We start from the raw sequence: 13,607 nt of genomic DNA on the forward strand, positions 1-13,607 counted from the left end.
CACCAGCGGCCACGGGGCCTCCGACCAGCGCAGGGCCAGCGACGCCGGCACGGCCAGCGCGGTGAGGGCGACGCCGATCACGGCACCCTCGCGCCGCCACTCGGCGGGCAGGGCGAGCGCGGCCGCCGCGGTGAGCAGCAGGGCACTGAGCGCCAGCATCCAGCCGGACTCGCCGGCGGCTGCGGCGATGCGATCCGCATACGCGGCGGTGTCCGCGTGCCAGATCGGACGCGCCGCCTGGACCGGGGCGAACGCGGCGCGCAGGGCGTCCACGGCGACCAGCACACCGATGACCGTCAGCGCGGCGGCCGACGCCCACTGCGGTCCCCGGCGGGCCTCCTCGGGCACCATGCCGACGACCGCGCCGGTGAGCGCCACGGCGGCGGCCGCGGCGGCGAGCGTCCAGCCCGGCTCGGTCACGTTCGCGACCCGGGCGGCGACGCCGATGACGGTCAGCGTGAGCACGGCCCCGGAGATGTTGCGGGCCAGGACGTGGTCGGTCATCCGGGCGGCGGCCCAGGCGGCGACCGCGGCGACGATCATGATCAGGCCCGAGCGCAGGGCGTCGGGGAGGACGTCCGCGCCGAGCAGCGCGCCCGTGCCGTACAGCAGGGCGGCGGCCGCGGAGACGAGCAGCAGCAGGAAGGTCAGCTGGCGCAGCCGGCCCGCGGAGGGCGGCGTGGCGGGCGGCGCGAGCGGGACGGTGCCGGCGGCGGGCGCTCCCTCGGGCCGGGGACCGGGGAAGATGCGGGTGGGTAGCCAGCGCCAGCGGCGGCGCCCGGTCAGCCCGTCGATGATGAGGTCGGGCTCCTCCGGCTGCGACTCCGGCCGGAACGGGGTTTCGAGCGACTCGTCGAAGTCGCGCTCGCCGATCCGGCGCGCGTCCGCCTCGGCGAGGGACTCGCGGTCGCCCGCGACGGGCCGTCCGATCGGCCACTTCGGCAGCAGCCGGCCCTGCCGGATCACGGTGGTGAGCAGCACGAGGTCGATCACCGCGGTCGCGGCGAGGGCACCCGCCCACCCCGCGGGGCTTTCCACGATGGGGTACGCCAGCAGGGGCGGAACCGGCTGCGCGGCGACGACCGTGGCATAGCGCGGCACCGCCAGTCGCGTGACCCCGGCATAGACGAAGCTGGCCGCGGTCGTGATCAGCAGCGTCACGCCGAGGAAGACGGGGGCTGGCACGGCGGAGCCGCCGAACGTTTCGCTGCCGTGCAGCGCGTACAGGGTCATGGGGAGCAGGACCAGACCCACGGCCGCGAGCGTCTCGCCGGTGGACGTCAGGCCGCGTCGCGCGATGGCCGGGGCGGCCGCCAGCGCGACGGCGGTGAAGACGGCGAGGATGAGCGCCCGGCCGACCGCGTTGGTGGCGGCCCCGGCGAAGACGACCGCGGCGACGCCCAGGACGAGGGCGCTGAGGCCGAGCAGGATGTTTTGCACCGACTGCGACGACGTCTCGGGCTCGTGCGGCGGCGGCTCGGGCAGCGGCGCGACCCGCGGGCGCCGGCGGGGTGGCGCGGCGGCCTCGGTGGGCGGCGGATCGTCGAGCAGGACAGTCACGCCGTCCGTCGCGGCACCGGGCGGCGGCGGAGGCTCCTCCACCAGCGTCCGGGTCGCGCCCGGCGGCGGGGGAGGCGGGGGCTCGGGTGCCCTGCGGCGGGTGCGGCGGGCGGCAGCAGCGCGCTTCTTCTGCTGGTTGGCGTGGGCGAGGATGTCCCGCTGGAACTGCGCGGCCTGGATCTGGCTGGCGATGAGCGAGCGCTCCTTCGCCGCGGCCATGTCCTTGATCTTCAGCTCCGCGATGGACCGGTCGATGCGGGCAAGATCATCCTCGTCGTACCTGTCCGAATCCTGGCCCTGTGCCACGGCACCTCCTCGACCCGGGCTATGCCCACCCGACACCTCATTAGAACAGTCTCAGCGGGGTCCAGATCAATGGAAACGGCCGCGAACCGTACAGGTTCGCGGCCGGTGCGTGAACGAGGGTCATTCGCGACATCGTCTACCAGGCAAGATGTCCCGATAGCGAACCAGTCGCGAAAAATTCTCGCGGGTCAGTCGTCAGAGGGCTGGTGCCGGCCGTCCCATGCCGCGATACTCCCAGCCCGCGCGGGCCCACAACGCCGGGTCCAGGCAGTTCTTGCCGTCGATGACCCGCTTGGCCGCCACGAGCTCGCCGAGCGCGTTCGGGTCGGCGTTGCGGAACTCGGCCCACTCCGTGAGCACGCACACAACATCCGCTTCCGCGACTGCGTCGGCCATGGACGCCTCGTACGCCAGGTGCGGCTGGACCGCCCGGGCGTTCTCCATGCCCTGCGGGTCGTACACGTGCACGTCGGCGCCGGCCTTGGACAGGGCGGCCGCGACGGCGAGGGCGGGCGCGTCGCGTACGTCGTCGGAGTTGGGTTTGAAGGCCGCGCCCAGCACCGCGATGCGCGTGCCGGACAGATCGGGCCCCGCCGGGCCGGGCCGCCGGTCGAGCAGCTGCGCCACGAGCTGGACCACCCGCGACCGCCGCCGCAGGTTGATCAGGTCGACCTCGTGCAGGAAGCGCAGCGCCTCACCCGCGCCGAGCTCCTGGGCGCGGGCCTGGAACGCGCGGATGTCCTTGGGCAGGCAGCCGCCGCCGAAGCCGACGCCGGCCTGCAGGAAGCGGTTGCCGATGCGCGGGTCATAGCCGATCGCGCGGGCCAGCTGCGTCACGTCGCCGCCGGCCACCTCGCAGACCTCGGCCATCGCGTTGATGAAGCTGATCTTCGTGGCCAGGAACGCGTTCGCGGCGACCTTGACCAGCTCGGCGGTCGCGAAGTCGGTCACGACCAGCGGCACCTCGCGGTCCTCGGTGGCGGCCAGGTCGAAGACGCCCTTGTGCGCGGCGTAGAGCATGGCGTTCGCCCAGTCGCTCTTGACGCCGACGACGATGCGGTTGGGGCGCAGCACGTCCTCGACGGCGAAGCCCTCCTGCAGGAACTCCGGCGACCACGCGACCTCGACCCCCAGCTCCGGGGCGGTGTGCTTGGCGACCAGCTGCTCGACCCACTCGGCGGTGCCCACGGGTACGGTCGACTTGCCGACGATGAGCGCCCGGCGCTTGAGGTGCTTGGCGAGAGCGCTGACGGACGACTCGACGTACTTGAGGTCGGCGCCCATGCTGTCCCCGCGCTGCGGCGTCCCCACGCAGATGAAGTGGACGTCGGCGAAGTCGGCCGCTTCCTCGTACGACGTCGTGAAGCGCAACCGCCCCGAGGCGAGGTTGGCGCGCAGCAGCTCGTCGAGCCCGGGCTCGTGGAAGGGGACCTGTCCCGCGGCCAGCTTGGCTATCTTCGGCTCGTCGACGTCGACGCCGAGCACCTCGTAGCCCAGCTCGGCGAAGCAGATGGCGTAGGTCGCGCCCAGATAGCCCGTGCCGAGGAACGCCAGCCGCGGCCGGGGCGCGCCGGACGGCACCTCGAGCTGCATTGTCGGAACCGGGATGGTCACGTGGAACTCCAGTCAAGACGGGGGGAGCACACCTTCTCACGGCGTCGCACAAACCGTCCGAGCACCGTCCGGCGGAGAAGGATAGTGCGAGTACCCTACGCGTCGGTAACATAGGTTTTCTTTACTGGGAGGCGGGGCCATGTCCGAGTTCGACGTGTATCAGTTGCCCGAGGACCACGAGGCGATCCGGGCGGCCGTCCGCGAGGTCTGCGACGCCAAGGTGGCGCCGAACGCGGCCGAGGCCGACGAGACCAGCGAGTTCCCGAAGGCCTCCTACGACGCCCTGCGCGCCTCCGACTTCCACGCCCCGCACATCCCGGCCGAGTACGGCGGAGCCGGCGCCGATGCCCTGGCCACCGCCATCGTCATCGAGGAGGTCGCCCGCGCCTGCGCCAGCTCCTCCCTCATCCCGGCGGTCAACAAGCTCGGCACGATGCCGCTGATCCTGGCCGCCTCGGACGCGCTCAAGGAGAAGTACCTGACGCCGGTCGCCGCCGGCGAGGCGATGTTCTCCTACTGTTTGTCCGAGCCGGAAGCCGGCAGCGACGCGGCCTCGATGACCACCCGGGCCGTCCGCGACGGCGACCACTGGGTCCTCAACGGCGTCAAGCGCTGGATCACCAACGCCGGCGTCTCCGAGTACTACACGGTCTTCGCCGTGACCGATCCCACAGCGCGCTCGAAGGGGATCTCGGCCTTCGTCGTCGAGAAGTCCGACGAGGGCGTCAGCTTCGGCGCCCCGGAGAAGAAGCTGGGCATCAAGGGCAGCCCCACCCGCGAGGTCTACTTCGACAACGTCCGCATCCCGGCCGACCGCATGATCGGCGAGGAGGGGACCGGCTTCGCGACCGCCATGCGTACGCTCGACCACACCCGCGTCACGATCGCCGCGCAGGCGGTGGGCATCGCCCAGGGCGCGCTGGACTTCGCGCTCGGCTACGTCAAGGAGCGCAAGCAGTTCGGCAAGCCGGTCGCCGACTTCCAGGGCATCCAGTTCATGCTCGCCGACATGGGCATGAAGCTCGAGGCCGCACGCCAGATGACCTACGTCGCCGCGGGCAAGAGCGAGCGCGGGGACGCCGACCTGACCTACTTCGGCGCGGCGGCGAAGTGCTTCGCGTCCGACGCCGCGATGGAGATCACGACGGACGCGGTGCAGCTGCTGGGTGGCTACGGCTACACCCGCGACTACCCGGTCGAGCGCATGATGCGCGACGCCAAGATCACCCAGATCTACGAGGGTACGAACCAGGTGCAGCGCATCGTGATGGCCCGCCAGCTCCTCAAAGGCTGATCGTCACGCCGGTGAGCTGCTCGGAGACGGTCCACAGGCGCTGCTGGGCCGCGCGGTCGTGGGAGCCGGCGCTCGAGGCCACCAGCTTGGGGTAGCCCCGGACCTCCCCGAGCCCGCCCGGCCCGTAGTACTGGCCGCCGGCGACCTCCGGATCGGTGGCGGCGCGCACGGTGGGCAGGGCGCCCATGGCGGCGTTCTGCGTGAGCACCGGCGCGAGCCACGTGACGGGCAGGCGGAGGGCGGTGGGGGTGTTGCGCACCAGCTCGGTGTTCGACACGCCGGGGTGGGCGGCGACCGCGATGGTGGTGCCGTGCGGGGCGAGCCGGCGCTGCAGCTCGTACGTGAACATCAGGTTGGCGAGTTTGGCCTGCCCGTAGGCGCCGACCCGGCTGTACGAGCGCTCCCACTGCAGGTCGTCGAAGTGGATGGCCGCCCGGATGCGGTGGCCGGTGCTGCTGACCGTCACGACCCGGGAGCCGGGCACGGGCAGCAGCCTGTCGAGCAGCAGGCCGGTCAGGGCGAAGTGGCCGAGATGGTTGGTGCCGAACTGCAGCTCGAAGCCGTCGGCCGTGGTCTGCCGCGGCGTGTACATCACGCCCGCGTTGTTGATGAGCAGGTCGATGCGCGGGTGGGCGGCGCGCAGGTCCGCGGCCGCGGACCGGACCGACGCCAGCGAGGTCAGGTCGAGCTCCTGCACGGTGACGTCGCCGGAGATGCGGGCGGCCGCCTGCTTGCCCTTCTCGACGTTGCGGACGGCCAGGACCACCGTCGCCCCGCGCTCGGCGAGCATCCGCGCGGTCTCGAAGCCCAGCCCGGTGTTGGCGCCTGTCACGATCGCCACCCGGCCCTGCTGATCGGGGATGTTCTGCTCGGTCCACATGATGTCCTCCTAAAGAACCGCCGGTCTCTTGTCTTCCTCGACCGTAAGAGACCGCCGGTCTGCTGTCAAGGGACCGCCGGTCTTTAAGTTAGGATGAGCGCGTGACATTTCAGCGGGCGCGCAGCGAGGAGCAGCGGGAAGCCCGCCGCCGGGCCATCCTCGACACGGCGGCGGCAATGCTCGACGAGATGCCCGTGGCCGAGGTGAGCCTCAACGAGCTCAGCCGGCGCGTGGGCCTCGCCAAGTCCAACGTCCTGCGCTATTTCGAATCACGCGAGGCGGTGCTGCTCGAGCTGCTGGACGTGTTCCTGGGCAGCTGGCTCGCCGAGCTGACGGACGACCTGGCCGCCGGCGTCTCCCCGGGGGTGGCGCCGGAGAAGCGCGCAGAGCAGCTGGCCGAAATCCTCAGCCGCTCGCTGTCGGAGCGCGTGGTCCTCTGCGACCTCTTCGGCGCGCAGGGCGGCGTCCTCGAACACAACGTCACGGTCGAGGTGGTCAAGCGGCACAAGCGCGCCTCCCTCGCCCGGCTCGAGGCCCTGACCGACCTGGTACGCCGCCACCTGCCCGAACTCGGCGACGAAGCGCAGATCTTCTGCCTGATGAGCCTGGTGTCGGCGGGGGCCCTGTCCGCGTACGTCCCGCCGCCGCCGAGCCTCGTCGCGGCCTACGCGGAGGAGCCCGCCCTGGAGGTCCTGAACATCAATTTGCGCGACGCGCTCCGGATCGCCTTCACCGCATCGCTCGTGGGGATATTGCCCCGCGCCTGAGTCGTTCGGGCTTGTCGTGCGTTAAGATGGCCGCATGAGCGCTGAGGCATTCGGCAGGTACGTCCCTGCCGTCATCACGCTCGACGACCTGGCGGACATGAACGCCGCCGATCGCTACGGCCATCGTTACGAGCTGAGCCCTGAGCGGGCGTTGTCCGTCACTCCGCCGCCCGACTCGGAGCATGCGGCGATCGCCAGTCGTCTGTTCGCCTGGCTGTTGCTTGCGGGCTGGCCGGCGGAGCAGATCCTGCAGGCTGTCGGCATTCGGCTCCCGGGCGCGGATGCCGACGGTGGGCGGATTCCGGATCTGACCTTGTGGGCCGGTGCCCAGCCGCGCAGTGTCTGGCTCGACGTTGCGGACCTGGTGGTGGTCATCGAGATCGTCTCACCCGGGTCGGCTGCGACGGACGAAGTCATCAAGGTCCGTGAGTATGCCGCGGCGGGCATCGAGCGCTACTGGCTGGTCGAGCGGGACGCCGCGCAGACGGTGACCATGCACGTCCTCGGCCCGGACCACACGTACGACATCGCGGCGAAGATGCCGCTGGCCTGGCTGCTGCGAACCTCTCCCGCGGACCACCTCCCGGCACTCTGACGACCGACCGCACGGTGGCCGCGTTCCGCTGTGGATGGCGCAGGAACGGGCAGCCGGCAATGCCGCCGCCGGGGTGCTCGACCTCGTCGAGGCGCGGGAGCGATGCCGAGCCGGCGGGATGTCAGTGGGGGTGCTCGGCGAGGTGGCGGGCGAGGATGTCGTCGCCGAAGTCGGCGGTGGGGTTTCGCCAGACGGTGTGGACGTGGTTGGCGTTTCTCTGGGTGTTGTCGTATTCGGCCAGGAGGTGCGGGCCCTGCAGGCGGTAGTAGTGCGGGGCGCCGCGGCCGGTGGCGCCCGCCCACGCGAAGTGGACCTCGTCGAGGGCTGAGCCGGCGAACTTCTCGGCCTCGCGGGCGGCGACCTCCGGCGGGACGCGGCCGATGAAGGTGTCGAGGAGGGCTCGCAGGATGTCCTGTTGCGCCGGGGTGAGGCCGGCCGCCGGGATGCCCTTGGGGGTGGGGGTCAGCGCGACGGCCTCGTCGTGGGCGGGGCCGAAACCGGCGCGGGTGACGGCGCTTTCGTGGGTGGCGCTGGTCTGATCGTAGAGCTTGCCGGCGGTGAGGTCGCGGAAGACCGCGGGCAGGGGCATGACGCGGTCGCCGGCGGAGACGGCCGGGCGGTTGCCGCCGACGATGTCGACCGGGGCGACGGGGCTGATGACGGCGCGGGCCAGCTGGGCGGGGGTGAGCGACTCCAGCAGGTCGCGGGCCAGGTCCTCCGAGGCGCCGAGCGGGCGGAGGTGGAGGCCGCCCAGCAGGGGCGCGGTGGCGGGGTCGGCGCCCAGGAAGCAGGGGGTGCTGGACTGGACGCGGCCGTCGAGGACGAGGTGGTGGACGGAGACGTGGTGGCCGCCGAAGCGCCAGGACCAGGGGCCGGCCAGGGTGGGCTCGCCGAAGACGGTCAGGTAGTACAGCTGCGGGTCGCGGCCGCGCGCGCGGGCGCCGTTGTTGCTGAAGTTCTCCGCCCGGTCGAGGACGTTCTCCAGGCCCATGATGGTGGCCGCGGTCGTGTAGCCGGGGTCGGACAGGCCCGTGCCGAGGAGCCGCATCGCCGCCTGCTGCTGGGGGGCGTCCATGCCGGCGAGGGGCAGCCCGCCGTGATCGGTCGGCGTGTAGAACCAGCGCTTGCGCTCATCATCGAAAGGCGCCAGCGCCGAAGCGCGCTGCGAGGAGGAGAGCGCGGCCAGCCACGCCGTCGCTGCGTCCACCATCTGTACGGCCACATCGTCCACGCCACCGACCGTACAGCTCAGATCAACGTCAGGGCCTCCGCGTAGTGGCATGCCGTCCGGTGCCCCTCGCCGTGGTCGACGAGCGGCGGGACGTCGGAGACGCAGGCGCGCTGTTCCCGCTCGGTCAGGCCCGGGAACTTCGGGCAGCGCGTACGGAAGCGGCAGCCGCTGGGCGGGGCGACCGGGCTGGGCACGTCGCCGGTGAGGATGATGCGCTCGCGGGCGCGTTCCTTGTGCGGGTCGGGGACCGGGATCGCCGAGATCAGGGCCTGCGTGTACGGGTGGGCGGCCTTGCGGAACAGCTCCTCCACCGGCGCCGTCTCCACGATCCGGCCCAGGTACATGACGGCGACCCGGTCGGCGATGTGCCGGACGACGGACAGGTCGTGGGAGATGAACAGGTAGGAGAGGCCGAGCTCGTCCTGCAGGTCCTCGAGCAGGTTGACCACGCCGGCCTGGATCGACACGTCGAGCGCCGACACCGGCTCGTCGAGGACCAGCACCTTGGGCCGCAGCGCGAGGGCCCGGGCGATGCCGATGCGCTGGCGCTGCCCGCCGGAGAACTCGTGCGCGTACCGGTTGCCGTGCTCGATGTCGAGGCCGACCGTCCTCAGCAGCGAGCGCACCTGGGCGCGCCCGTCGGAGCCGTACCGGCCGTGGATGCGCAGCGGCTCGGCGATGATCTCGTTGACCGTCATCCGCGGGTCGAGCGACGCGTACGGATCCTGGAAGACGATCTGCAGCTCCTTGCGCAGCGGGCGCATCCGGGCCCGGGACAGCGGCACGAGGTCGCGCCCCTGGAAGTGGACCGAGCCCGCGGTGGCCGGCTCGAGGTTGAGCAGCACGCGACCCGTCGTCGTCTTGCCGCAGCCGGATTCGCCGACGAGCCCGAGCGTCTCGTGCGCCAGGATGTCGAAGGACACGTCGCAGACCGCGTGCACGTCGCCGATGCGCCGCCGGACGACCCCGCGGGAGCGTACGGGGAAATGCTTGACCAGCCCCCGTACGGACAAGATCGGATCGGAAGCCCGCGGCGCGACCGACGCGGGGGTCTCCGGCACGGGGAAAGGCTGCACGGAGTCGTGGAAATGGCAGGCGGCGGCATGTGTCGGCGCCACCCGCAGCAGCGGCGGCTCGGCGGTCGAGCAGATCGGCTGCGCCATCGGGCAGCGCGGCGCGAAGGGGCAGCCCGCGGGCAGCGTGAGCAGGGACGGCGGCGATCCCGCGATCGGTGTGAGCCGCTGCCGGCCGGACTCGTCGATGCGGGGCAGACTGCTCAACAACCCCAGCGTGTACGGCATCCGCGGGCGATGGAAGATCTCGTCCACGGTGCCCGTCTCGACCAGTTTGCCGGCGTACATGACGTTGACCCGGTCGGTGTGCCCGGCGATGACCCCGAGGTCGTGCGTGATCAGGACCAGCGACGCGCCCGTCTCCCGCCGGGCCGCCTCGAGCGCCTCGAGCACCTGTGCCTGCACGGTGACGTCGAGCGCGGTGGTCGGCTCGTCGGCGATGATCAGCTCGGGATCGTTGGCCATGGCGATCGCGATGACGATCCGCTGGCGCATGCCGCCGGACAGCTCGTGGGGGTAGTTCCTCGCGCGCAGCTCCGGGAACGGGATGCCGACGATCTCCAGCAGTTCCGTGGCGCGTCTCATCGCCTTCTGCTTCGGCACGTCGCGGTGGGCCAGGACGGCCTCGGCGATCTGCGCCCCGACGGTGTGCACGGGGTTCAGCGACGTGAGCGGGTCCTGGAAGATCATCGCCACGTTGCGGCCGCGGATCTTCGACAGCTCGGCGTCCGTACGGCTGAGCAGCTCCTCGCCCAGCAGCCGGACCGAGCCGCTGACGCGCGCGTTGCGGGGGAGCAGGCCCATGACCGCGAGCGACGTCACCGACTTGCCCGACCCGGACTCGCCCACGATCCCGACCGACTCGCCGCGGCCGACCTCGTACGAGACCCCGCGCACCGCTGCCAGCACCCCGTCCTCGGTCGGGAACTCGACCGTGAGGTCCTGCACCTGCAACAGCGCGGTCATCGGCGCACCCTCGTCTGCTTGGGGTCGAAGGCATCGCGCAGGCCGTCGCCGATGAAGTTGATGGTCAGCGCGATGAGAATGATGAACAGGCCGGGGAAGTAGAACAGCCACGGCCGCGTGTTGACGGCGTCCTTGTTGATGGAGACGAGCAGCCCGAGCGAGGTGTCCGGGGCCTGCACGCCGACGCCGAGGAACGACAATGCCGCCTCGCCCAGAATGCCCGTGGCGATCGTCAGTGTCGCGGTCACGATGATCGTGCCGAGAGCGTTCGGCAGCAGGTGCCGCAGGATGATGCGCGCATTGCCGGCCCCGAGTGCGCGCGCCGATTCGATGAACTCCTGCTCGCGCAGCGACAACACCACACCCCGGACCACCCGCGACACGTACGGCCACGTCAGCGCGCCGAGCACGAATGCGATCGCCCACCACTGGCTGCGCCCGACGCCCTGGGCGGCGACAGCGGCGGCAACGGCGATGGAGGGCAATGTCAGGATCACGTCGACGAGGCGCATCATGAGGAAGTCGAACTTGCCGCGATAGAGGCCGGCGATCGCTCCCCACAGGGCGCCGAAGACCGTGCCGATCAGGGCGATGGCCAGCGCGATTTTGACCGACTGCTGGGTGCCCCGCATGACCTGGGCAAAGGTGTCGTGTCCGATGAGGTCGGTGCCGAACGGGTGGCGCAGCGACGGCGACTGCGACAGATCGTCGGTGATGTCGGCGTAGTCGTAGTGCCACACCAGCGGACCGAGGAAAGCGAACACCGTCACCAGTGCCAGCATGATCAGGCTGGTGACGGCTGCCCGGTGCCGGCTGAACCGGCGCAGGACGAGTTCGCTCTGCGACCGCTCCCGGATGTCATTCATGGCGGATCCTCGGGTCGAGCACGGCGTAGAGCGCGTCCGCGATCAGGTTGCACACGATGACGACGAGCCCGGCGAGCAGCAGCCAGCTGGCCACGGCGTCGGTGTCGGCCCGCGCGACGCCGGTCAGCAGCATCCGGCCGAGGCCGTTCCAGTTGAAGACGGTCTCGGTGATCACCGCCCCGCCGAGGATGCCGGCGACGTCCAGGGCGGTGACGGTGACGAGGGGGATGAGAGCGGTCCGGAGTACGTGCCGGGTGAGCACCTTGCGCCACGGCAGCCCCTTGGCCCGGGCGAGCCGGACGTAGTCGGAGTTCAGCACCTCGAGCACGGCCGACCGTTGGTACCGGCTCCACGCCGCGTACGTGATGAGGGCCAGCGCGAGCGTCGGCAGCACCAGGTGCCCGGCGACGTCGGCGAGCTTCCCGGCCGGGGACATGCTGCTGTAGCCCTGGGACGTCTCGCCGATCGTGTAGAAGACCGTCGTATCGGTGGCCTTGTTGTAGCGGACGGCCAGGTCCTTGAGCACGATCGCGACCCAGAACAGCGGCATCGCGAGGAACACGAAGCCGGTGAACGTCAGGGCGTAGTCGGACTTCGAGTACTGGCGCACCGCGCCGATCACGCCGGTCAGCACGGCCAGGACGAGGGCGAGCAGGATCGCGACGACGACCAGCCGCAGGGTGACGGTCGTGGCGCGGGTCAGGTTCGCGCCGATGTCGTACGTGCTCTGCACCGACTCGCCGAAGTCCCCGTGCAGGACGCCCCAGAGCCAGTGGCCGTACCGGACGACGATGCTGTCGTCCAGGCCGAGCCGCTCGGTCTCCAGGTCGATGGTCCGCTGCGGCGCCGGCGGGTTGCGCAGCTTCAGCGGCTCGAGCGGGTCCCCCGAGAGCGCCACCAGGGCGTACGAGAGGAACGACGCGACGACCAGCACGGGGATCGCGGCGAGCAGGCGCCGCACGACATAGGCGAACAAGTCAGTTCGCCGTCGCCTTGAGACCCCACTCCTCCGTGTTGTATGTCGGGCCCGTGTTGGTGCTGTTGGGCCTGATGTTCACGTACGCGTTCTGCGCCACCATGAGGTTGGGGCGCTGGAAGAGCGGCAGGACGTAGTAGTCCTGGGCCATCAGCGCGTCGGCCTGGTTGAGCAGGTCGGCGCCCTTCGCCTCGTCGAGGCCGGCCTGGATCGCCTGCAGCAGCACGGCGTCCGCCTGGTCGTTGACCCAGTGGCCGTAGTTCGACTCGCTGGTCTTGCCCCACAGCTGCTGCGCGCCCTGGAAGAAGAACGGCGAGTTGACCCAGGCGAAGACGATCAGGTCGTAGTCGCCCTTGCTCGTCGTGTCGGACAGGTTCGCCGTGGTCTGGATCGTCAGCGGGATGCCCAGTTGCTTGAGTGTCGCCTGCACCAGCTCCGAGGTGGCGGCCCGGTTGACGTTGCCCTCGGTGTGCCGCATCCGCAGCGTCACCGCCTCGCCGGCCGGAGTCTTCAGCGCCGTGCCGACGCCGGTGTAACCGGCGGCGGTGAGCACCTGCTTCGCCTTCTCGACGTCGCCGGCCCCGGCGCCGGTCGCGCTGACCACGTCCTTGTAGTGGGGGCTCTGCGGCACGAAGTTGTGGCTCTGGAGCGGCTTCGCGTCCTTGAAGAAGGTGCCGACCGTACGGTCGATGATGCCCTGGACGTTGATGGCCCGGAAGATGGCCTCGCGCAGCGGCTTGTCCTTGAGGAACTTGTTCTCCAGGTTGAGGTCGATGTGCTCCCAGGAGAGCCCGCCGCTGATCCGGTAGTTGACGTCCGGCAGGTTCTGCACCTGCGTCACCATGTCGAGATTGGGCTGGGGGTCGCCCGCGTTGATCTCACCGTTCTGCAACGCCGGCACGAACGACGACTGGTCCGTGACGATCTTGAACACGATCTTGTCGAGGGACGGCTTGGCGCCCCACCACTTCGGGTTCGGCACCTCGACGAGCTCCTGCGCCTCGGTGTAGCTCTCGATCTGGAAGGGCCCGCCCGACCACGTCGGCTGCGTCCGGCCGAACCATTCCCACGACTTGGCGAGGCCGGCGGGCGTACCGTCGTCGCCGTTCTGCTTCGCGAGGTGCGCGGGATAGATGTCGCCGAACAGCTCCCTCCAGTCCGGATAGACCTTGCCCGGCTGGTACTTCACGGTCACCGTCTTGCCGCCGTCCGTCCCGGTGACGCTCTCGATCAGGTCGTATCCGGCGTTGCTCGACGAAGCGCAGTCCGGGCAGTCGCGGGTGTTGCGCGTCCGGAACTGGTAGGCAAAGTCGTCCGCGGTGATCGGCGTGCCGTCGTTCCACACCGCCTCCGGCTTGATCTTGTACACCGTGGTCTGCGGGCTGGTGCTCGTGAGCTGGGGCTCCTCGGCCATCAGCTGCTGGTTGAGCATCGGCTTGTAGTCCGGCCCGCCGTAGTAGACGCTCGGGACCAGCGGCT

General features: G+C 70.8%; 10 protein-coding genes and 1 pseudogene. 3 read left to right on the forward strand and 8 right to left on the reverse strand.

What is annotated here, in order from left to right; all coding sequences use genetic code 11:
* Together RBH18_RS39310 and RBH18_RS39315 are read right to left on the reverse strand one after the other, a co-directional pair.
* Window positions 1-1,866 (reverse strand): annotated as a pseudogene (locus tag RBH18_RS39310) (SCO7613 C-terminal domain-containing membrane protein); the annotation flags it as partial.
* A 195-nt stretch (window positions 1,867-2,061) separates the two neighbouring features.
* Complete coding sequence (locus tag RBH18_RS39315) at window positions 2,062-3,459, reverse strand: UDP-glucose dehydrogenase family protein (protein ID WP_306215610.1); 1,398 nt, start codon at window positions 3,457-3,459, stop codon at window positions 2,062-2,064.
* A 160-nt stretch (window positions 3,460-3,619) separates the two neighbouring features.
* Between RBH18_RS39315 and RBH18_RS39320 the strand changes: the two genes are divergently transcribed.
* Window positions 3,620-4,774, forward strand: coding sequence for an acyl-CoA dehydrogenase family protein (locus tag RBH18_RS39320; RefSeq protein ID WP_306215601.1), 1,155 nt, complete (start codon window positions 3,620-3,622; stop codon window positions 4,772-4,774).
* Here RBH18_RS39320 and RBH18_RS39325 read toward each other — a convergent pair.
* On the reverse strand, window positions 4,764-5,654 hold the full coding sequence (locus RBH18_RS39325; protein WP_306215602.1) for an SDR family NAD(P)-dependent oxidoreductase: 891 nt from the start codon (window positions 5,652-5,654) through the stop codon (window positions 4,764-4,766). The genes RBH18_RS39320 and RBH18_RS39325 overlap by 11 nt on opposite strands.
* Before the next feature lie 101 nt (window positions 5,655-5,755).
* On the opposite strand from RBH18_RS39325, the gene RBH18_RS39330 reads away from it, so the two are divergent.
* Complete coding sequence (locus RBH18_RS39330; RefSeq protein ID WP_306215603.1) at window positions 5,756-6,421, forward strand: TetR/AcrR family transcriptional regulator; 666 nt, start codon at window positions 5,756-5,758, stop codon at window positions 6,419-6,421.
* A gap of 34 nt (window positions 6,422-6,455) precedes the next feature.
* Window positions 6,456-7,016 carry a Uma2 family endonuclease gene (locus RBH18_RS39335; RefSeq protein WP_306215604.1) on the forward strand — a complete coding sequence of 187 codons (561 nt, stop codon included), beginning with the start codon at window positions 6,456-6,458 and terminating at the stop codon, window positions 7,014-7,016.
* Window positions 7,017-7,137: 121 nt separating this feature from the next.
* Here the strand turns inward: RBH18_RS39335 and RBH18_RS39340 are convergent, their stop codons facing one another.
* From RBH18_RS39340 to RBH18_RS39360, 5 genes are all read right to left on the reverse strand, one after another.
* The gene (locus RBH18_RS39340; protein ID WP_306215605.1) at window positions 7,138-8,247 is read right to left on the reverse strand and encodes a DUF3500 domain-containing protein; all 1,110 of its coding nucleotides are present in this window, start codon (window positions 8,245-8,247) and stop codon (window positions 7,138-7,140) included.
* A 17-nt stretch (window positions 8,248-8,264) separates the two neighbouring features.
* A complete protein-coding gene (locus tag RBH18_RS39345) occupies window positions 8,265-10,286 on the reverse strand; it encodes an ABC transporter ATP-binding protein (protein ID WP_306215606.1) in 2,022 nt (673 codons plus the stop codon).
* A complete protein-coding gene (locus RBH18_RS39350; RefSeq protein ID WP_306215607.1) occupies window positions 10,283-11,152 on the reverse strand; it encodes an ABC transporter permease in 870 nt (289 codons plus the stop codon). Before RBH18_RS39350 ends, RBH18_RS39345 begins: the two co-directional genes overlap by 4 nt.
* Window positions 11,145-12,128: an ABC transporter permease gene (locus tag RBH18_RS39355; protein ID WP_306215608.1), complete on the reverse strand. Its 984-nt coding sequence runs from the start codon at window positions 12,126-12,128 to the stop codon at window positions 11,145-11,147. The genes RBH18_RS39350 and RBH18_RS39355 overlap by 8 nt, the downstream gene beginning before the upstream one ends.
* Before the next feature lies 1 nt (window position 12,129).
* Window positions 12,130-13,607 (reverse strand): ABC transporter family substrate-binding protein (locus tag RBH18_RS39360; RefSeq protein ID WP_306215609.1); only part of this gene is annotated, 1,478 nt, incomplete at its 5' end.

It is taken from the genome of Actinoplanes oryzae, assembly GCF_030757795.1.
Taxonomy (GTDB): Bacteria; Actinomycetota; Actinomycetes; order Mycobacteriales; family Micromonosporaceae; genus Actinoplanes.